This is a genomic window from Streptomyces sp. NPDC079020 (assembly GCF_044542225.1).
GTDB lineage: Bacteria > Actinomycetota > Actinomycetes > Streptomycetales > Streptomycetaceae > Streptomyces.
Genome location: NZ_JBITUB010000014.1, coordinates 197,776 through 218,246, shown reverse-complemented (window position 1 = coordinate 218,246; position 20,471 = coordinate 197,776). Strand labels below are relative to the sequence as shown.

Below are 20,471 nucleotides of genomic sequence, written 5' to 3'. Positions count from 1 at the left end.
TTCGAGTACATCGACGGCTTCTACAACTCCCGCCGCATCCAGGAACGGCTCGGCTTCCTCAGCCCGATCGAGTTCGAGGAAAGGCACTACGCCGAACAGGCGACAGCCAAACAAGCGAACCTGAACGCCCGCCAACCCGTCCTGATCAGCTGATCAGCGACTCCCGAGTGACGGGGGAACCTCATACTGGGCGTTCGGGTCATCGGTGAGGTACTTGCGGAAGGTGTCGACGCGGCCCTGGTCGGTTGTACTGTCCGGTTCGTCATTGCAGTCCGTGATGGCGTTGCTGCTGTTGTCGCATTCGGCCCGCAGATGCATCATGACCGTCTCGCTGGGATGCGCTGACAGGAAGTCACCCAGCACCCTGAGGACATCGGCGAAGTTCGCGTCCTGGTACACAACACCGTGGTGGATCGTGAAACTGCCACCGATGACCCGAACACGGATGTCGATGGACCTGATACCTGCCTGGAGTTGAGCAGCAAGGGTCCCGCCGCTCGCGCCGCCGTTCTGTTGCGTATACGTGCTGTCGCCGCCGCGGATCGACAGCGACTCGTGAGTTCCGGGCACGGACATCCAGCCGAGCGGGGTGTTGTCACCGACGCCCCGCATCCAGTCAGGATTGTTCGCCCTGCCCAGCGACCGATATGCCGGGTTGTCCGTGTCGTCCTCCAGCGCCCACGCCGTTCCGGGACTCAGGGCGGCGAGGATTCCGACCATGACTATGAACGTGGCAAACAGGGCGGCAATCCTGCGCCACCCGGCTCTCGCCACAGAATGATGTCTCACTCGGGATCTCCTAAAGGGTATTCGCGCATTTCGAGCCTTTCGCTACGACAGTGAGGCGAAGGGGCACAGAATTGCGCCAAGAATGTTCCGCGCGGGATCTACGAATTCGGAGGAGATGAACCGGACTGCTGCTGATTCAGTGAAATCCCTCAGCGAGGAGATACGCATCCGCGGACCGCCACCGGCCGGAATTTCACGGCTCCATCACTGGGCCATGACGGGCCGGGCCAGGGCATGGAGTGGCATCCGCCCCTCGGACGGAGGGCACTGTGCGACGCTCCGCGACAGCCTCCACCAGCAGTCGTTCACCCACCCCCTGGATGAAAGCCGACGAGACGTCACGCTCTTCTGTGCCCCGGTAACAGAATGACCCTGTTGCATCATCCGCAATGAGGGTTGCGATGATCACTCGTCAGCGAGGCCCGTTGTATCGCATCCACACCACGGAGCCAAGCGCGGCAGGACGCGGTCTCGGATCATGAGACCTTCGGCGTGGCAGCACGGCGGGGCGGGGGCCCGTACAACGTTCGGTGTGACTCCCGATCACGGAAGATGCGCCGACGACCAGTGACAACGTGACCGGGACCGGGACCGTGGAGCTGTTCGAGACGGGCGCCGACGAACTCTGCGGACGAACGACTGATCGACGGGTTCACGAACGCCTTCGTACGGATGGCCTTCATCGCTTCGGCCGGCGTCGGAGGGAGCTTCGTCGCTTCGGCCAGGGTCGGAGTGAGAGATGCGGGGACATCGATGGCCTCGCGCGTGCAGCGGTAGGCGGCCGTAAGTACGGCCGAAGTACCGTACTGCGGCTGACGGGATGCCGAAGACGTCCGCAGGACGGGCTCCCAGGCGCGGCCGGCCAAAGCGAGCCCCACCTCGGCCAAGGCCGCACGCGGCCGCTCGTCCGTCATGCATGACGGCGATTCGCTCGACGTACCTGTTCGGACGACGTACCTGTTCGGACGACGTACCTGTTCGGACGACGTACCTGTTCGGACAACGTGCCTGTTCGGACGAAGCCCTTCCGCCCCGAATGAGGTGTCCGCGCAAAGGGCAACCGGCGGACCCGCAGGCACGGCACCGCACACGCCGTCCAGCGCTGGGCAGGACGGCGGGGAAACGCGGGGTGGGGACCTGGGGCGCTCAACTTCCCCTGCGGACACGGACCCAACGCTACGAGCGGAACTGATCCGGTGTCCGACGCAACGGGAACCGAAGCCGTCCGCTCAGCCCGTTTCGGCCGCCGGGACAGCGGTGCCGTCGCTCGGAGGGGCAGGCCATTCGCGGTGTCCTTCGTCATGCCAGAGCGGGCGTCGGTCGACCCGCAGGCCGAGGATCTCCGGTCGCGCGTAGTGGCCGCGGGAGTCGACCCAGACCTTGACGGCGTTGATGTCCGCGAGGTCGATGACAGCGGTGACGAGCTTCTCCTCAAGGCCGGTGTGCGGTCCGGCGAGGTACTGGTTGAAGGGGTGAATCACAGCCGACCAGCCGCCGCCCGCAGTGATGTGCTCCTGTGGTCCGACAGTGGACTCCATCCACTGCAGGCACGTCTCGTCCACCGGGTTGCCGGCGGAGATGACGAACACCTGTGCCGTGAGTGCGTGAGTCTTCATCATGGCGTCGATCTGGATGTCGGCGACGTTCTCGAAGCCGGTCATGGTGGACAGACCGGGCCACGCTGCTGCGTGGATCTGCTCGCCCTGGGTGATCAGGGACTGGCGGGCCAGGTTCATGGTGTGTTCCCAGCAGGCCAGACCACCGATCCGGCCCAGAGCGCTGTCGAAGACGCTGAGGGTGGCGCCGCCGCCCTGAGCCCACACGATCCGTTCGGCGTAGGTGGGCTGGAGCTTGCGGTGAACCCCGAGAAGGGTGCCGTCGGGTTCGATGAAGACCTGGCTGTTGAAACACGTACGGGTCCCCGCGAGCCGTTCGCTGACGCCGAGAACGGCGCCGACCCCGGCACGGTGACAAGCGGCCTGAACCCGGACGATCTGCGGACCGGGCACCTCGATGGACGCCTCGGCGTAGGCGGCGTTGGCGCCCTGCTGGTCCAGCGGGGCGTAGGCCTCGATCCAGTACGGGTATCCGGGCACGAAGGTCTCGGGAAACACCAGCAGGTCGATGCCTTCCCGGCCGGCCTGTTCGATGAAGCGGATGACCTTGCCGACGGTTGCCTCGGTGTCCATGAACACCGGAGCGGCGTGCACCGCAGCGACAGTTCGTTGCGTGGAAGCGGAAGATGGCATGTCGGAGTCCTCCTCAGAAAATGGAGCGCACCGGCAGGCACAGGCAGTCGAGCGGTGTCCGGGGCGCACGGTCCGGATGCGGATGAATGAATGAGCCGGCCACGAAGGAGCCTGCCATCGTTCAGAGCAACACGTGCCTATGCTGACCAGTTCGGACAGGAGATGCCAACATTCGCCACTTCCTGGCATGAGAGCCGGCGGCTGAGACCGGCGTGACGCACGCCCTACCGCTGTGACCGCGTTCCGCCGGGCCTGAACGTCTCACCCTTCACGGGGCGAGTGATCCCCTATGTGGACCCCGCTGGGTGCACTGACGCTGCCTGCCGCACGAGGATAGTGGGCCGCAAGCGGAACAGCATGCACCGGCATCCTCGGCCTGCTACTCACGTTCCTGGGCACCGCGGCCGGGCGCTGAGGACGCCGCCGCAGGCCACCCCTCCTCGACCAGGTAGTCCCGCCCACTCCATCATCCGCGAGGTCCAGGTGGACGCCCGCCACCGCACACACTTCGTCGAGCACACCGCCACCCCTGCATCGGCCTCAGCGTCGTCCGGGGCACCCTCCCGGCACGCTCCGCACCTCACTGGACTCAATACGCGCGCCAGGATGAACCAATGGGAGGACGCGACCGCTCAACGCTTCACGGACTCACCCGTCAGACGATGACGGGGATGGTCTCGGAGGGGTTGGTGGACCAGTTGGTGACGATGGGCTTGTCCACGGTGGCCATGTCGGGGAGTTCGAGCTCGGCGGGGTTGGGGTCGTCCTCGGTGGTGGCGATGATGACGTTCCCGAACTGTGTGCCGCCGTCGCCCTCCGTGGTCTTGGGGTTGATGCCGACGTACGCGACGGCGGAGCCGGTGAGCTTGATGGGGTCCTCGCCGCCCTGTCCGACGGGGGAGGCGACGCCGTCCGCGTTGGAGCCGAAGGAGACACTGGGGGTGTTGACGTCCAGGTAACAGGTGATGCCGGACTTGGCCTTGGCGGTGACGAGGTAGTAGCTGACGGGCTGGGCCTCCCAGGTGACCGTGAAGTCCAGGTCGTTGGTGCCGCAGGACTGCCCGTAGCCGCTCTTCCCGCCGTCGTCGGAGGCGGTCTTGACCGAGGAGTCGCCGGCGTCGGAGTCGGAGCCGCCGGAAGCGGAACCGCCGGCGGAGGTGAGGGCCGCAGAGCCTGCGGCGCCATCGCTTTCGGTGCCACAGGCAGTGGCGGTGGCGGCGAGGGCCGTCACGGCGGTGGCGGCCAGGACGAGACGGGCGGAACGGGCGGCGAGACGCGAACGCATGATGATCTCCAACGGCTGTCGGTCGCGGTGTTTCCTGCTGACGCCGATGACTCTAGGGCCGAGTCGATCCTCAAATGATCTCGTGAATGTCCGGGTTCCGTCTCAGCAACTTCGGTTCCATGAAATGGCGTTGGAGTGCACCAACCCCAGCGCAGCGGCATGTCCGGGCCCCGGTTCCACGGTTGTCGGTGGTGGCCGGTCAGCCGGCGGGAGGGGCTGCGGCGCGGGGCTGTGGTGCAGTGTGCGGGGGGGGTGTGGTGAGCAGTGCGGGGGGCTGTGGTGCAGCGCCACCGGTGCCCCCAGCACCGCCGCCCGTGGCATTGCTGCCGCCCACCAGGGGGACCACGGACGGGGTGCGGGTGGGACGGGCTCTCCCGCTCCTCCCCCTCAACGCCAACGGCCCACCGCAGCACCTCGGCGGGCCGTCCGATCCTGAGGGCTGTCCAAGCCCGTCGCTCAGCCGAGCGGCAGGTACAGGCGGGCTTCGCCGTCGCTCGGCGAGGAGATGGTGGTGGTGCTGCCATCCGTACCGGTGAACCCGTACAGCTGATCACGGCTGTTCACGACCAGCGCGAGGCGGTGGTCGGCCAGTAGGTCGTAGGCGGCGGGCTGCAGCTGCCATTCGACGGCGCGTTCCACATCCGGAGTCAGGTCCGACGCGGTGAACGGCTCATGCGTGATGATCTGCGCGGTACCGTCCGGGGCGATGTCGAACAGGTAGGCCACCAGGGTGGCCGCCTCGGCCGTGCTGCGGACGGCCAACCGCACCGTCGTGGTACCGCGGATGCGCCGGGCCACACCGTCCTGCCCGTTCAGCGGCTCCGTTGACCAGACCAGCAGCTGCGACCGCTCGAACTTGGCCGGCTCGTAGCCCTTGGGGTTGCCGAACCACTCCTTCTGCCCGGTCTTCATGATGTCGTCCATCGCGGTGGCGGTGGTCAGGCCACCGGCGGTGAAGTCCCGCGTCCAGCCGGGCGTCGGCTTCTCGGTGAGGGCGCCGTCGCCGGTGCCGCCGGTGCCGGTGAGGTACCAGGCCTCGCTGTGGCTGGTGACTTCGCCCCACGACAGGCACGGTTCACGCCGTGCCGGGACGGTGATCCGGTTGCTGCCGCCGAGGACCGGTGCCGTCCCATAGGTGAACATGACCTGGTTGTTCACCTCCGGCGCTGTCTCAACGCCGTTCGCGACGCCGAGCAGGTGGTGGTCCAGCCAGGCGTACGCCTCCTGCATCGGCGTCCGCAGCCCGGGGAAAGGCACACCGACCGGCAGCCCGACCAGGCCCGCGCCCTCGGGCGCGCCGTGGTCACCGATCCACATGTTCAGCCGCTTCGGCACCGTGAGACGGGCGAACGTCTCGACCATCGAGCGGGCCGGGAACAGGCTCTCGTGCCAGGTGTTGGAGATGAAGGTGGGGATGCCATGCTCGTTGGTGAGGTCCACGTACGTCTCCGGGGACCGCTCGGTACCCCAGGCCACCACGTCCTCGGGGTCCGCACCGTTCAGGAAGCCGTCGAAGAGCTGATAGGTCTCCGGGTCGAACTTCTCCTGCGGCTCACCGCCGGTGTACTCCATCAGCAGCCTGGCCGCCTTGAGGTGCCGGGTGCCGTTGTCGTACAGGCTGGTGGCCAGGTTCCCCCAGGTGCTCAGTGCGACCACGGCGTCCACGCGGTGCTCCGGGTCGTGCGCGGCGACCAGCTGACTGATCCCGGAGCCGTAGGACTCCCCGAGGAAGCCCACCCGGGTGGGGGCGAACAGATCCTGCGCGTAGTCGATCACCTTCGACCCGTCGGCCCAGTCGTTGGGCCCGGCGACGTCGACGAAGCCGTCGGACGTGGACAGCCACCCCGGGGTGCCGAGGCCCCGGGGTGTGTAGGCCAGCACGTGGTAGCCGCGCAGCGCCAGCGAGATGTAGGAGTACATGAACGGCAGCCAGCCGTACGGACTCCAGCCCGCCGGCACGATCACGACCGGGTGCGGCGCCCCGTCGTTCAGCTTGATCGATAAGGCCGACAGGCTGATCTCACCCGACTGGATACGGGGAAGGCCGACGGTGGCCCGTCGTCGGACGTCGGCCATCTCCCCGGCCAGCTCCTCCGGGAGCTCGCCGACCGTCTCGCCCTGGAGCGCCGCGAGCAGGGTCCGCGCGACGGCGAGGACCGCCGGGCTGGGGTTGAGGCCCGCACCGTCCCAGATGCCATTGGTCACGACATCGGCGAGTGTCGCGTCGGTGATCGACGGGATCGCCTCTCCACCACCAGTAGTCATAAGAACCACCCTCTCCATACGGCCGACGGCGCCGCCCAGGCGCATCATGTTCCGAGGAGGCGGACTTAGATGACACGGCATCAGCTGTCACTCGATCGAGTGAATACATATCAAAATCGCCTTCTTCCCGGCGATTTCTCTGCCCGACTCCGGATCTGCGGCGAGGCACCGAGGGGCTGGGTCTCCGCTGAATGGGTTTCGCAGTCCGCGCTGGGGCGACCTGGGGCCGTGCGGTGGGGACAACGCCACGTTATCGACGCGACGTTCTCCTCCGCCCCAGTTCCCGGTCGCCTCGGTTTCCGCAGCAAATCTCGCACGCTCGATGTCCGGCTCCGACAGGTTCATGCCAACGGGCATCCGGACCACGACGGGGTCACCGCCGCTGTCCCCGTGAAGGTGGAGGCGTCGGCCGAGCCCTTCGGCATGGACGCGAGCACCACAGTGGAAGCCCTGTGAGCGCTTCCCCCGAACCGGGGGACGACCGCCGCTACGGTGTGACCACTTTCGTGCGGAAGCGGCTGGACGTGACGTACGAGCTGCCCGCCGACCACGCCCGACGCACTGTGCTCCGACATCGGCGAACTGTCCCCACCTGACGTCTCTCGGACCGCCTGTACACGTCGCCCACCACGACAGTCTTCACTCACCGCAGCACGTGGCAATGCAGAGCCTCCCCCGCAGTGCGGCGCCCAAGCGTCGGCATAAACGCACCGTGCACGCGAAGCGCGACGAGAGGTCTTCCCGTCGCCCCTGGTGGTCGGGGACGTCCGGCGTTGCCGACGGCGCAGGTGGACCGGAAGCTCGGGCCGGCCGACAATTCCCGCGCGCACTCGCGGTTCGCACACCAGAATGCCCGCATGGAAACGGACACCGTGGCGGAACTGGTCACGCAGGCACTGGCGGCATTGCGCGCCGCCACCGACCCGGACGACTCGGAGGACCCGGACGACCGGGACGCCTGGCACGAGTACGCACCGCTGTTGTGGCGGGCGGGCGCCGACGGGACGGCGGCGCTGCCATTCGGCCTGGAGCTGATCGGTTCGGCCGATCCGATCGAGCGAGAGGCGGGCTGCGACCTGCTGCGCGACACCAGCAGTCAGCACGAGGCAGTCCGCGCCGGGGCGGCCTCCGCGCTGGTCGCCCTCGCACAGCGGGAGACGCAGGACCGCGTGCTGCAGTCGCTGGCGCGCGCGATCGGAATGACGTACGACCCACGCGCCGTCCCCGTCCTCGTCACCCTCGCCGGGCATTCCGGCGCCGAGGTCCGCGAGGAAGTGGCCCGCTCGTTCGCGCAGGTCCTCACCGGCCTGCCGGACGGACCGGACATCCACACCCTCATCAGGCTGACCCAGGACCCGCATCCGCGCGTCCGCGACTGGGCGACGTTCACCCTCGGCGTCCAGGCCGAGGTGGACAGCCACGCGATCCGGGCCGCGCTCTGGGAGCGGACGACCGACGAGCACGCCGAGACCCGTACGGAAGCAATCCGCGCACTGGCCTGTCGGCACGACCCGCGCGCCGTCCCTCTCCTGGCCGAACTGCTCGGCAACCCCGAGGGCTCACACGTCCTCACGTTCAGCGCGGCACAGAACACAGGCGTCCCCGAGCCACTGCCGGCACTCCTGGAGTACGAGCCCGGCGGCGACTGGGTCACCGACGCCGTGAACGCCTGCAACCCGGCGCGGCGGGCCCGCCTGGACGCCTGGGCCTGGGAGCTGGTCTCCACACTCCACCGGCTCCGCCCCGACCTGAACGCCGCCGTCTCGATGGAACGGTTCGGCTGGGGCCGCTCCCTCGGCGTCGACGTCGCCTTCGGGCCATCGGGTTACGACATAGAAGCACTGCTCAAACGCGCGGACGGCAGCCCCACTCGCGCTGCCGAACTGGTCGCGACCGACCTGCCGAGAACCCTGCCCGACTCCCCTCCCGGCCCTCGGCCTCAGTGATCAAACGCGATCGTGACGGGGGCCGGTGCGCCGGTTCCGTTGTTGTGCCGGATCCCGGCGGCCAACGCAAGGACGCGTTGGGTAACGAGATCGGTCGTCACCCAGCATCGCGGCGAGAACTTTGGCCTCGCCGATCCTCTGCTTGGCCGGTGCCCACAGGATCGGCAATCAGGTCGGGGCACGCTGGGTACAGACGCAGGCTCCAGAAGAACCGGGAATGCGAGGCGCCGTAGCTGTAGCCAGCCCAGCCCTGCTCTGCCCAGCCCAGCCCAGCCCAGCCCAGCCAGGTTGGCCTCCTGGACGGTTGGGCGTGACATGCCGCACGGTACCGGTGTGGAGTCGGTGATCCACCGGTTGCAGAACCAGAAGTCGCTGTCCGTCGCCGGCTCCCGGAACATGTGCTTCACCAGGGACAATGCCGCCCGCAGACACTCGCTGCAGCCCCGTGCCCTGCGGCACGTAGGGAGACGGCTCTGACAGGTGTTTGTTCGCGTGGGGCAGCCGCCGGGGCTCAGTGTGCTGGCCCGCAGGCCTGGGCAACGGCCGGACGGACAAGCGCGGAGGCCCTGAGCAGCGGCGGTCTGGCCATCCTCGCACGACCGAGGCCGGCGGTTCGGCGGTGCAGTTTCGGAGGTTGATCCACGACCACGGGGTCGCGCCCGCCGGGACCGGCACGGTGACGGCCCGGCCGGGGCGCTCGGTGCAGCCGTGGGCGGTGTTCGGCCCGGGGCGATGTCGGTGAAGTGGGTCAGGTCGTGCGGGGAGTTGTACGGGATACGTGACCCGTTCGGGGAACGGTCACTGTGACCGTTCCCCGAACGGAACCGCTGAGCCGGCGCGGCTTGAGCGAGAGAGGCAGTCGACGTCGTGACGGCGGTCACCGCTACGACGTCGCCCAGAGCCACCTATGAGCCCGGCCCCGCCGGGAGGTTGAGAACCTCCGTGTCACGGTCGCCAGTGCCCGCCTCAAATGGCGCACCAGCATGACCTGACATGTGCTTCTGCAGCGGACGTCACCAGAGTCGGCCGGGACTCCTCTCCTGCCGGCCGACCGCAAGCGTGTCCGGCTTAGAGGTAGCCGCTGTAGATGAACCTGCCGTTGGTGGGACCTTCGTCGAGCTTGCCGGTGATTTCGTACCAGATGTTCCCTGCGGCGCTGATGCACTCAAGGTACTTGTGGACCGTCCGCCCAGCAGGGAGGTACTGGGTGACGGGAGCATTGCCGGAGGGGCCTGTGTGGACCGGGGTACGGGCATTCGTCACCCCGGCCCTCCCGTCCGGTTTGCAGCTGTAAGCCTGCGTGGTCACCTCACCGAACGGGGTGAGGGTGTGGGCGGGTGCTGCGGTGGCAGACGGGGCAGCGGTGAGGGCGGCCGAGGCGACCAGGACAGGAAGTGCGATCGCTGTCCACGACTTGATTCTCTTCACGAGGGTTTCCTTACAGTCTGCGGGTCCGCTTTCTCCTGGACGCGGCACTGAGAGCCAACGACACAGTGCGATGATCATATGAGTGTGTACTGACGAGTAGACGGCGCATTACAGATCCTTTAACTTCCCATCTCCACACCGATGGGGGCCGGTTGGCGCGCGAGCGGACGCACCTGCCGGCCCGCCAAACACGTGGCCCCGTAGGGGCAAACTGTCCAACTGACCTGCAACCAGGCCGAGATGAAGACACTTGCCTCCCCCGCAGCTCGGCCGCTTCGTACGCACCCGGCTTCAGGATCGCGCTCAGGTCCTGGCAGTTGGGCCTGGTTGGACAGTGGCGTGCTCGTCAAACCACAGGGATCCCCACACTGAGCGCTCCGGACCGGTTCAACGGCCCTGAGCCCCTAAGGCCGTCCCGCCCCAAACGGCTGGGCCGTGGGACGAACTCGTATCCTCGCCGAGGAGTCGAAGGCGAGCTCCGATCCGGACGAATCACACGGCTGGCCGAACGCAGACACGGGGTCAGCCTGCAGCCGCCCATGCGTTGTCCCGTACTTCAAACCCCTCGTGTCACCAGTGCAAACACGCACACGCACCCTCCGCCGGCAGAATCCAGGTGGCCAGGGCGGCGAGATCGCGACATGGAAGCGGGGCTCCCCGCGGGCGCGGACTCGCGCTCTTGGCTGATCTCCTCTCATGTCAGTGCCGGCCCGCATGGCGCATGACTTCGTTGGTGATGGTCGGTCAGAAGTGTCCAAAGGCGCCGTGGCCTCGGCGGAGTTCATCCACGTCATGGTCTGAGGGCCGGTCTCCGAGACTCTCGTGCCGCCCTCATTCGAAACCCGACGCGGGTAATCGGCGAGTGCCGTCATGGCCCCGCATCTCCACCCTGACCGAACGGCCCCGAGTAACAACTTCGCGCCGCTGCTCTCCCGCTCGCGTCGCGGCCTTGTCCTCCCTGCCGGCAGTCCCACAGACTGACGGCACTGTGGCTGAGACTCTGGTGGGGGACCGATGGTAGGGGAAGCTGAGCGCGCTCTGGGCGCTTTCATCAGTAGCCATCCGACGGACAACGCGCGTCGCGGGCGCGTCGCGATCAGCGTGCTGTTGGTCGGCCTGGTGTTCGTGGCCATCGCGGTCCCGGTGACCTTCGCTGTCTTCTCCGAGAACGGTGATGGCACGCAATTCGCCGGGGTGCTGTGGGGCGGCGCAGTCATCGGGGTCTACGGCGGAGTCTCCAATGGTCTACGGACCTTGCGGCGGCACGGCGAGGTCTTCGTGCTGTGCGAGGACGGACTGGTCTACCGGCGGACCGGGGAAACCCGGGTGCTGCCCTGGACAGCGATCGGCAGTGTGGTCGAGCGTGGGCAGGGCCATGCCCTGGGCCGGCTCATGGGCTGGGACGTCCACTCGGTGATCCGGATCCAGGGCGGCGGACGACTGCTGCTGACCGGATACACCCAAGACGCGGCCCGGCTCGCCGGAGTGATCCGGACCTCGGTGGTCAATGCCCCGTAGGGCGGTGTTCAGCCTCCCGCGAGAATGCCGAGCCTTGGGTGTGACAGATCCGCACGCGGTGGTACGTGGACCGCCTCACAGGTCGAGCACCTGAGCTGCTGAGTGATAGATACCTTCCCCTTCCCTGGGCTCGTTCTTCAAGGTGCCTATCGCTCGAAGCGATCGGGGGTGGCGGTGTCTGCGGCGAACGCGGTGAGCCGAAGTCCGTCTCCTCGGCGAACCGTAACTGCCGTCCGGGGCCCGGGCGTTCCCACCGGTGGTCCGCTGCATTCCCCTCAGTCCGCCCTTGAGGCAGGCGTAATCATCCCGCTCTGCCACCCGAGTGCCGGAGCCGGGTCTCACCCGCCCGGTTCGACGGCGGGCGTCCAGCCGGAGGCGGGAACCTTCAGGAAAGCCTGATGGGTGCCGTCGATGATGGTCATGCCGGCTGGGGACGCGATACCGCCCAGCAGCGGTGACCAGTGGATGGGGTTGCGCGAGGAGAGCCAGGCATCCATGAGGATGCTGCGCCGCGCCATCTGGAACGTGCGAGTGGCCGGGCCGGAGGACATGGCCGATCTCGGGAAGAAGCTCTACGACATCAACATGAAGCGCTTCAGAATCGCCTGCGACACCACTGTTTCCTTCGATGAGAGGGACGGGCGGATGAACGCCGAGAACGTGGACTTCCGGCGGACACGCGCGGCATTCGTGTCAGGTGCGCAGCAGATCCTCGGCAACGACGCAGGGCGCCAACTCCCGCAGCCGACGGCCAGATGCGGTCAACGTGGTTACATGCGTCGTCATGGGCGAGGTGGCGAGGCGTACTGACAAGCGGTGCCCACTGGGCCCGGGCCGCCTCCTCACCCCGCACGTCCGATAATCGGTTGCCTTGTCGGGGACCCTCCCCGAAGGTGAGGCAGTGACCAAGACCGACGACAGGCCGCCGATCGACGCGGCCCGCTGGCTGTACCTCTACGAGAACGACTGCCCCGCCCCAGCAGCGGCCGAGCTGCCGGCCCTCGCCGCCGAACTGGCAGAGGCCCTCCGCCACTCCGACCCGGACATCCGCGACGGCGCTCCCTACGTGGTGATGCGGACGTGGATCCAGCGGGACGTCATCGACAGGCCGCTGCGCGCCCAGCTGGGCACCCTGATGGCCGACCGGTTCGACGACCCCGAGATCCAGGCACGCACCTTCGCCCCGCTCGTGCTCGACATGATCGTCGGTCGCGGCGACTTCGACCCGGCATGGCTCGCTGCCTTCCGACGCTGGTTCCCTGCCGAGACGGACCTGCGCGGGTACGACCCGAGGCTCGGCTGGCTCCACGCCGTCGCGCACGGCGCTGACCTGCTGGGCGCCTTCGGGCTCCATCCGGAGGTCGACCCGAAGGAGATGCTCGCGTTGGCGGCGGAGCGGCTCGTGGTTCCGACCGACGAGCTCTTCGCCCAGCAGGAGGACGATCGGCTCGCCCAGGGCGTCGCCCGCACGCTCACCCGGCCGGAACTCTCCGAGGCCGAGGCCGTCGGCTGGCTGGACGCGATCGAGACGGACTTCGCCGCCGGCCGGCGCGGCGCCCCCACCGTGGCCGCGCACACCTCCAACGCCATGCGAACGCTGCGGATGCTGTACCTCCTCGCCGACACCGGGGTCCGGGTCGACGGTGTCCACGCCCCCGGGCGCCCGCCGCACGCGGAGGCGCTGAAGCGGCGTCTGACGGAGGTGCTGGCCCTGACCTTCCAGGGGGCGTGACGGGCGGGTGCCACCGCGTGTGACGGCACGTCTCCCCAGAGGGGGCGCGTTTCATCGGTCGGCGCCCGACGGCCGATCTCTGCCCAGTACGACACGATCACGCACCTGCGCGACCAGCGGCCGTCCCCGAGCCGTCATAGTCCCCCGAGCCGCCGCCGCCCGCCGAAGCGGCCGCCGTCCCCCGATCCAGGACCATCGTCATCGGCACCTGCAGCTGACGGCCGAGGAGCGTCCTCTGGCTGTCCGCCCGACCGGCGGGTCGGAAATGGCGTTGCGACTCACGATTCGGGCGCAATATCGTGCCGCACGTGGCTTGATCTCCCATCCCGTCGGCTTGACCGGCGGTCGAAGGTGCACCCCGCCGCCGTCGGCATCCGCCCGCGGCTCATGGACATGCCCAGGAGATCTCCCACTGTGCCCCCGAGCCACATGCCTGGCCGAGCCGACACGGACACCGCTTTCACTGTCGTGAACGAGGCCAACCGAGCCCATGCCACCGACTTCCAGCTGGATCACCGATTCGCTGACGGATTCCCGTCGGGAGCCTGGCTCCTGACCGACGGATCCGGACAGCAGGCGGTACTGAAATGGAGCCCTGACCGTGGCTGGGCCTCACAGATCGAGCGCGCTGCCAGAAGCGTCGCGAAGGTCCACTCGGCCGGATACCCAACCCCGGCATGGCTCGCCGCCGGTATGACATCCAACGGTTTCGGCTACCAGATTCAGGAGCTCGCGCCGGGGCGCAGCGGAACCGAGTAACCGCGTGCGAGGCCCAGTTGCTGATCGGCGTCCTGGAGACGCATGCGGGCCTCGACCCCGACCCGCAGCGATGCTGGTCCCAGTTCGTGACGGGGCAGATGACCGATCATCGTGACGAACTGTTTCAAGGCGCAGCCGAGACCGGCCCAATGGGGCGGAAGCTGGTCACCGCCTGCGAGCGGCTACTCGCTGCCCACGGGCCCGTCGCTCTGCCCACGGGTGGCCTGGTCCACGGAGACTTCCGCCCCGGCAACATCCTCTTCCACGGAAACCACGTCAGCGGCGTCATCGACATCGAAGCACTGGGCAGCGGCACCCGAGCCTTCGACTACGCAACGCTGCTGAACGCCCACGACATCACGCCCGATGCGCTGGAAATGCTGTGCAGCGCCGGCGAGCAGGTCGCCGGCCCCGGCGCCCTTGCCTACTGCTTCGCCCAGGTTGTACTCGACCTCACTGTCTTCGTCCACCGACAAGAGCTACAGCCGGGCATCCACAACGTGACCAAGCTTCTCGATCGCGTGGTGATCCTTTTGAACCGCGCCAATGGGACCTGAGGGCTGCCCCGAGGGCGTGTATCGGATGTGCTGGTCGCCGGCGTGACACCGTCGGCGGACGACCCGAAATCGCATGCGATCTTCACCCAGTCATGCTGGAATCAATCGCCATGAACGATCATTTCCTCAACGCAGCCGACTTGATGGACAGGATGGAACGGAACCTGGCGGAACATGCCTGTCACCTGCACCGGAGCATGCCCGGTGCGGCCGTCACCGAGGCCGATGACCTCCTGGTCGCCGACAGCGGCCTGGACGACGACACCTTCAACATCGTTGCCGCAGCCCGCTTCACCGCTGCCACCGCCCCGGCACGGATCACCGGGACCGCTCGGACGCTGGCCCGCACCGGCCACCGTTTCTCCTGGTGGGTGGGGCCTGCCTCGACACCGCCGGACCTCACCGCCCGCCTGGCTGCGGCCGGTCTGTCGGCGTCGGAACGCGAAACCGCCATGTGGGCCGAGCTGGATGACACCCTGCCGCTGCCCGCCGTGCGAGGACTGGACATCCAGCAGGTGGCCACGCCCGAACAGCTGGCCGACTACGCCACGGTTCTCGCAGCGAACTGGGACCCGCCTGCTGACACCGTCCGCCGCTTCTTCGCCCAGGCCGCCCCGCAGGCGCTGGCCGCGCACTGCCCGGCGCGGTACCTGGTCGGCTACATGGAGCGCCGTCCGGTCTGCTCCGCCGAAGTGTTTCATCACGCGGGGGTCGCCGGTATCTACAACATCTCCACCCTGGCCGCCCACCGCCGACGTGGCTACGGCGGTGCCATCACGCTCGCGGCACTCCGCACCGCCCGCGACCGGGATCACCGCATCGCGGTCCTGCAGGCGTCGGCCGACGGCGAGCCCGTCTACCGCCGCCTGGGGTTCCGCTCCTGCGGCCAGTTCACCGAACACACCATCAACCCCTGAGCCACCCGAACTCCCCTGGCCCTCCGCCTGTTCCCCGCCCCTGCGGCGTGCTGGTGGGCCCGGCACACGATGGATTCGATGTCGAGGTCCCAGGTGATGAGCTTGTTGGCGTCGGCCCGGGCCCGCAACTCGGCGAAGAGTCGCTGCCAGGTGCCATCCCGCTGCCCGCGGCGGAACAGGCCGTACACCCGGGCCCAAGGCCCGTACCGCTCCGGCACATCGTGCCCGGGACGCCGGTGCGGGTACGAAGCCGTATGCCGTCGATCAGCCGTCGCCCGGTCCGCATCCACGGACGACCCGGCTCCGGTCCCTGGCAACAACGGCTACAGGCAGGCCCACTGCGTATCCGTCGTATCTCCACGCGCCACAGAACCAGATCATCTCGCCTCAAGATCGACTTCCGCTACACGACCCAAGGGTCCCGGAATGCCTGGTGGATCAGCGCGTGGCGTCGGATGCGGTGCGTCGCGAGGCGGAGGGACGTCCGCATAGTCGATGTACGCGGACGCCCCGACAACGCCACGAGGTGCCGGAGCTGTCGTCGCGCGCCCGCCAAGGAATACGGGACAGCCTCTGGGCCCAAAAAGGTGCTCGCGACGCTGAGACACAGTGCGGTTCCGACAGCTCATCGGCGCGTGGGGTGCCGCCGCGTCAGTGGCGCTCCCCCGGCGGCTTGTCGGTGAGGGAAGGCACGCTACGCACGAGTGGCCTCGAAGGTCCACACGTCATCCGCGGCTGTTGGTGCGCTACCCGCTCGGTAGCCGCCGTGGACGCTGACATGCGCGAAGCCCGCCTGGCGCAGCATGGCTGTGAACTCGGCCAGCCCGAACCACAGCAGGGAGAACATCTGGAGCTCGGTACGTGTCAGGGCGCCGTCCTTCCAGGCTTCGTAGCGAAGCCAGCGGGTGGTGCGCTGGGCCACCGCATCCACGTGCGTGCGCCAGGTGGTGAGGGTAACGAGATCGCTGCCGCTCCACTGATGGGGTACCGGCCCGCTGTCGGGAGCTGTGCCTGCGGACGGCGGTTCGATGTCGACGATCAGCCGTCCCGCCGGAGCCAGGTTCTCGTGCATCGAGGAGAGTGCGGTCTGCGCGCTTTCACGGTCGGGAAGCAGGGCGAACGACCCGGTGGGAACCACGATCGCTTCGAAGGCACCGGGGTCGTGGTGCGTGGTCATGTCACCCTCGAAGACGTCGGCCTCCACACCTCGCTGGGCACAGTTGACGCGGCACTGTTCCAGCATGGAGACCGAGGTGTCGTAGCCGCGTACGGTCAGTCCCCGTTCGAGCAGGGGGATCAGCATGCGGCCGGTACCCACGGCGGGTTCCAGGACGGGGCCGGACACGTTCCGCAGGCGGTCGAGGTAGAACTCGACGTCTCCGAACGACGTGCCAACGGGCTTGTCGAGTTCGTAGAACAGGGTTGCCAGCGGTCCGTAGTGCCAGGCGGTGTTGTCGAAGCCGGTGTGCATGCGTTCCTTCGGTGCCGCTTCAGGCGGACAAGAGTGCTCTGTTCGGTATGTTGTGGGCATACTGCTACAACGCCGTCCGGGAGGCCACCGAGTATGCGGCCAGTGCCGTACCGGTGCGCTTGCGCGAGCTGATGACGCTGAGGGAGAGCAGCTGCTGCGGACCATCCGCAGGGGCACCGCGTCGGTGGTGATCTCGCGCCGGGCCCGGATGGTGCCGCAGGCCGCTCGGGCATGCCGGCGGCGCGGATCGCCGAGGTCTCGTTCACCGGCGGCGACCGGTCCGGGACGTGATCCACAACTTCACCCTCGACGGCACCGGCCACACCGACCACACGAACAAGCAGCATGATCCGGCGCTCCATCATCCGGCGAAACCCCCACACCGATGACCGACACCTACGCGCCGTCATCAACCGGGCAACCGTTGCTTGATGCGGCGCCGGCCTGGGGCGATGGCCCCGGTACGTACGTGGTACGGCGCTGGCCGGACCGCCGAGTCCTGGTCGTCATCACCGAAGCCCTGTCCACGTCGTACAACCATGCAGACACACCGACTCCGTCCGGCCGGTGTTCAGGCTCGCAGGCTTCCTGAGAGTCTGCGGTGGCGGTGGTGCCGCCCGCGGTGGTGGTGGGGACCACCACCACCACCACCGCGTCCGTCGCCTCGCGAGCGGCTCAGAGCTTCGCGAGTGATGTCGCGATGTCGGTGATCGCCGTGTTGACGTTGTCGGGTGTGTCGGCGGTGTAGCACAGCCGGAAGAATCCCGGCGCGGGCAGTGCATCTCCCCGCCTGGCAGGAGCAGGACCTTGGCGTCGGTGCGCAGATACGCCTCCAGGCGGGCCTCGCGCGGGTCGATCTCGTGGTGGAGCGGTTCCAGGCCCTCGGGGAACTTCTTGCTGTCCAGGTACGCGCTCAGGTCGAGGAGGAAGAACTGGGCGGCGTTGCGGGACTGCTCGTCCTGGCCGACGTACTTGATCTTGTTGCTCCTGAACGTGGCCGCTGCCCGGTCGAACGCGTCCTTGAGGCTCTTGCGGTAGTCCTCCATCAGCGTGGCAGGAAAGTCGCTCGGTTGTGCTGTGGTGCCGAAGAGCCGGCGTACATAGGCACTCTTGAGGGAGTCGAGCGGTCCGAACCACGCCAACGACTTCCATGTCTCGTCGCCCTGCATGACCTTGCGGACAGCATTCGACTTGGAGACGAGGAAGCCGATGCGGAACCCGGACAGCCCGAAGTCCTTGGTCAGCCCGTACACCAGGTGGAAACGCGCGGGATCGGTGGCGTAGGCGTCCAGGGACAGCACACTCCTGAAGCCGTCCGTTCCGGTGCTCTGGGAGTGGGCGTAGATCTCGTCGGAGACGATGTGCATCTGCTTGTCGAGCGCCCAGCGGCAGACGTCCTCCAGCAGCTTCTTGTCGTAGTTGACGCCGAGTGGGTTGTGGGGGTTGGTCAGCACGAGCAGTTTGGGCTTGGGGTCGGGTGAGTTGTCGTAAGCGCGCTTGAGCGCGTCCACGGTCAGGGTGAGCTGATCCGCCCCGTCCAGGCGCGCGGGCACGCATCGCAGGCCGGGGCGCTGCTCGAAGCACCACAGGAATCCGGGCCAGAACGGTGCCGGCAGCAGTACCGGTCCCCCGGTGCCAGTGCGCCACTGTGGATCAGGGCGAATGCCAGTGACTCAAGTGCCCCCGACCCGCCGGCGGTCGCATAGACATCGCAGCTGGGGTCGATGCCGTCCGAGAACGTTTGCCGCAGGAAGGCGGTGATCGGGTCGAGCAGTTCCTGTGCGCCGTAGGGCGGCGAGACGTACTTGGCGTCCTCCTCCGTCAGTGACACCTTCGAGAAGACGTTGTCGTGCAGCAGCTGGAACAGCAGTACGTTGTTCGCGATGCCGAGGTTGATCACCTTCTCCTTGAGGGCGGCAGCGTAGGCGACCACGCGCTCCTCGGGATCGGCGATCCGCCGCAACCGCTCCATGACCACCGCACGTCCGGCGATCGAGCCAATGGTGTCGTCCGTGTCCTGCTGTTCGCCGGTTCCCGTGATCGTCTGCGTCATCTTCCCGCCTCGCGTGCTGCCGGACGGACTCTCCGTCCCCTTGCCTTCCTTCGGCACGCGAGGTCCCCGGACCTGATACCCCGTACAAGTGACGAACGGCAGTGCACGAGGGCACGGGCAAGAGGATTCCCGGGCCCCGGACGGCCGCCTGCCGCGTCGAGATGCCGGCCGCCTCCTCGCGGCAGGTGGAGAAGGACGGGCAGTCGGTTGCGTGCGAGCACTGCCAGGGGCGGCGCCGGGTCCTGCGGCGTCGCCGCCGGGCAGGAGTGGGCTCCCAACGGGACACGTCGGGTGATGGGCGTGCACGCTCAGTAAGGCGCCTCGGTGCGTCCCCGCCATCGACCGGTCCTCCATGTGCGGTCGGAGCGGAACATGCCTATCGTGATGAGGGGTTGTGCGTATCACTTCGGCGTGTTCGGGGACCGCCCGAGGGTGCTTGCGCCCCTTCTCGCAGCCCGTTGGCACACGAGCAGCCCGTTGGCACACGAGGCTTCACACGCTGTGCTCGGGATGAGCCCTGAGTTGTCAGCCGCCGGAGAAAGCAGCGCGGCCTCCTCGTGCCGCACACCATGACGCGGCCCTCGTGGTGGCATGCGGGCCGGGACCTCGTGCCGACGCTCTTCGGCGGTCTCCGTGAGCACTCTGGAGAACGCCATGACGGACATCGCGTACGTGAAGATTCACCCCGCGATCGGGATCGCGCGGGTCGGGAACAGCGGCAAGTTCTTCTACGGGCCCGAGAGCCCGGACGAACCGCCCACCCAAGGCACCGGGCTTCTCGAAGGACGGTTCCGCCGCGGTCAAGAGGCAGGCGGCGCGGTTCCGCGTCTACAGCTACGACGAGAACGGCAACGTTCTCGGAGAGGTCAAACACGGACAGGACGGTGCCACGGTCACCTGGACCGCCCGCCTGGCGAACACGAAGGCAGCCTGGTACAAGTTCTCCCTCGCGCTGGACATCCCGGATGTCAAGGACTTCTCCGACGAACAGTTCGCGCGGCGCAATGCGGATGTCGCGGACAGGAGCAGACTCAAGAACATCCCGTCCGCGCAGTCGGTCTCCGGAGAGAGCCGGAGCGGCAAGGTCTTCGACAACGGGAAGATCAACGGAATCGCGGTGTACCTGGGCGAACTGCGGACCGACGAGGCCGGCCGGCTCGTGGTTCTGGGAGGCAAGGGGCACTCCGACTCCTTCACCGATCCCAAGACGGCGCTCACGACGTTCGGCAACAACGAGGGGTGGTACGACGACATCTCCGACGGCCCGGTGACCGCCGAAGTAAGGATCGGCGACAGGTCCTTCGAGGCGAAGCCGGCCTGGGTGGTGGTCGGGCCGCCGAACTACGCACCGGACGTCAAGGGCATCGTGACGCTCCACGACCTCCTGTACGACCTCTTCGTACAGAAGGGTGACCTGTCCTTCCCCGCCGAAGTGACGTTCGACAAACACATCAAGCCGCTGCTGCTGCGGTTCACCGGACACCAGTGGGTCAACGAGGGCT

At 67.7% G+C, this 20,471-nt stretch carries 17 protein-coding genes and 1 pseudogene; 9 read left to right on the top strand and 9 right to left on the bottom strand.

Annotation, left to right across the window (positions count from 1 at the left end; all coding sequences use genetic code 11):
* Positions 1-9 precede the first annotated feature (9 nt).
* Positions 10-153, top strand: coding sequence for a hypothetical protein (locus ACIGJO_RS27370; RefSeq protein WP_399962474.1), 144 nt, complete (start codon positions 10-12; stop codon positions 151-153).
* Here the strand turns inward: ACIGJO_RS27370 and ACIGJO_RS27365 are convergent, their stop codons facing one another.
* The 4 genes from ACIGJO_RS27365 to ACIGJO_RS27350 all read right to left on the bottom strand — a co-directional run bounded on the left by ACIGJO_RS27365 (position 154) and on the right by ACIGJO_RS27350 (position 6,588).
* Positions 154-789, bottom strand: a complete 636-nt coding sequence (locus ACIGJO_RS27365; RefSeq protein WP_399962458.1) for a phosphatidylinositol-specific phospholipase C domain-containing protein — start codon at positions 787-789, stop codon at positions 154-156.
* A 1,229-nt stretch (positions 790-2,018) separates the two neighbouring features.
* Complete coding sequence (locus ACIGJO_RS27360; RefSeq protein WP_399962456.1) at positions 2,019-3,038, bottom strand: carbon-nitrogen hydrolase family protein; 1,020 nt, start codon at positions 3,036-3,038, stop codon at positions 2,019-2,021.
* A 655-nt stretch (positions 3,039-3,693) separates the two neighbouring features.
* Positions 3,694-4,323 (bottom strand): hypothetical protein, encoded by a 630-nt coding sequence (locus tag ACIGJO_RS27355; protein ID WP_399962454.1) that lies wholly within the window; start codon positions 4,321-4,323, stop codon positions 3,694-3,696.
* Positions 4,324-4,779: 456 nt separating this feature from the next.
* The gene (locus ACIGJO_RS27350; protein WP_399962452.1) at positions 4,780-6,588 is read right to left on the bottom strand and encodes a CocE/NonD family hydrolase C-terminal non-catalytic domain-containing protein; all 1,809 of its coding nucleotides are present in this window, start codon (positions 6,586-6,588) and stop codon (positions 4,780-4,782) included.
* Between the two features lie 857 nt (positions 6,589-7,445).
* Here ACIGJO_RS27350 and ACIGJO_RS27345 point away from each other — a divergent pair.
* Positions 7,446-8,534, top strand: coding sequence for a HEAT repeat domain-containing protein (locus tag ACIGJO_RS27345; protein WP_399962450.1), 1,089 nt, complete (start codon positions 7,446-7,448; stop codon positions 8,532-8,534).
* Between the two features lie 1,068 nt (positions 8,535-9,602).
* Here the strand turns inward: ACIGJO_RS27345 and ACIGJO_RS27340 are convergent.
* Entirely contained in the window at positions 9,603-9,962 is a 360-nt protein-coding gene (locus ACIGJO_RS27340) for a hypothetical protein (RefSeq protein ID WP_399962448.1), read from the bottom strand.
* Positions 9,963-10,976: 1,014 nt separating this feature from the next.
* Here ACIGJO_RS27340 and ACIGJO_RS27335 point away from each other — a divergent pair.
* A complete protein-coding gene (locus ACIGJO_RS27335) occupies positions 10,977-11,480 on the top strand; it encodes a hypothetical protein (protein ID WP_399962446.1) in 504 nt (167 codons plus the stop codon).
* Between the two features lie 338 nt (positions 11,481-11,818).
* Here ACIGJO_RS27335 and ACIGJO_RS27330 read toward each other — a convergent pair whose 3' ends face one another.
* Complete coding sequence (locus ACIGJO_RS27330) at positions 11,819-11,977, bottom strand: hypothetical protein (protein ID WP_399962444.1); 159 nt, start codon at positions 11,975-11,977, stop codon at positions 11,819-11,821.
* On the opposite strand from ACIGJO_RS27330, the gene ACIGJO_RS27325 reads away from it, so the two are divergent.
* From ACIGJO_RS27325 to ACIGJO_RS27305, 5 genes are all read left to right on the top strand, one after another.
* Positions 11,976-12,290 (top strand): hypothetical protein, encoded by a 315-nt coding sequence (locus tag ACIGJO_RS27325; RefSeq protein ID WP_399962442.1) that lies wholly within the window; start codon positions 11,976-11,978, stop codon positions 12,288-12,290. The genes ACIGJO_RS27330 and ACIGJO_RS27325 overlap by 2 nt on opposite strands.
* A 91-nt stretch (positions 12,291-12,381) precedes the next feature.
* Positions 12,382-13,212: a DUF2785 domain-containing protein gene (locus ACIGJO_RS27320; RefSeq protein WP_399962440.1), complete on the top strand. Its 831-nt coding sequence runs from the start codon at positions 12,382-12,384 to the stop codon at positions 13,210-13,212.
* 468 nt (positions 13,213-13,680) lie between these two features.
* Positions 13,681-13,971, top strand: a complete 291-nt coding sequence (locus ACIGJO_RS27315) for a hypothetical protein (RefSeq protein WP_399962438.1) — start codon at positions 13,681-13,683, stop codon at positions 13,969-13,971.
* A 17-nt stretch (positions 13,972-13,988) separates the two neighbouring features.
* On the top strand, positions 13,989-14,528 hold the full coding sequence (locus ACIGJO_RS27310) for a phosphotransferase family protein (protein WP_399962436.1): 540 nt from the start codon (positions 13,989-13,991) through the stop codon (positions 14,526-14,528).
* Positions 14,529-14,680: 152 nt separating this feature from the next.
* On the top strand, positions 14,681-15,445 hold the full coding sequence (locus tag ACIGJO_RS27305; RefSeq protein WP_399962472.1) for a GNAT family N-acetyltransferase: 765 nt from the start codon (positions 14,681-14,683) through the stop codon (positions 15,443-15,445).
* 694 nt (positions 15,446-16,139) lie between these two features.
* On the opposite strand, the gene ACIGJO_RS27300 is transcribed toward ACIGJO_RS27305, so the two are convergent.
* The 3 genes from ACIGJO_RS27300 to ACIGJO_RS27290 form a co-directional block, all read right to left on the bottom strand.
* Positions 16,140-16,916, bottom strand: a complete 777-nt coding sequence (locus ACIGJO_RS27300) for a class I SAM-dependent methyltransferase (RefSeq protein ID WP_399962433.1) — start codon at positions 16,914-16,916, stop codon at positions 16,140-16,142.
* 509 nt (positions 16,917-17,425) lie between these two features.
* Positions 17,426-18,505 carry an aminotransferase class I/II-fold pyridoxal phosphate-dependent enzyme gene (locus ACIGJO_RS27295; protein WP_399962470.1) on the bottom strand — a complete coding sequence of 360 codons (1,080 nt, stop codon included), beginning with the start codon at positions 18,503-18,505 and terminating at the stop codon, positions 17,426-17,428.
* The gene (locus ACIGJO_RS27290; RefSeq protein ID WP_399962431.1) at positions 18,430-18,969 is read right to left on the bottom strand and encodes a hypothetical protein; all 540 of its coding nucleotides are present in this window, start codon (positions 18,967-18,969) and stop codon (positions 18,430-18,432) included. Before ACIGJO_RS27290 ends, ACIGJO_RS27295 begins: the two co-directional genes overlap by 76 nt.
* A 591-nt stretch (positions 18,970-19,560) precedes the next feature.
* Here ACIGJO_RS27290 and ACIGJO_RS27285 point away from each other — a divergent pair.
* Positions 19,561-20,239, top strand: a pseudogene (locus tag ACIGJO_RS27285) (LodA/GoxA family CTQ-dependent oxidase); the annotation flags it as partial.
* Positions 20,240-20,471 lie beyond the last annotated feature (232 nt).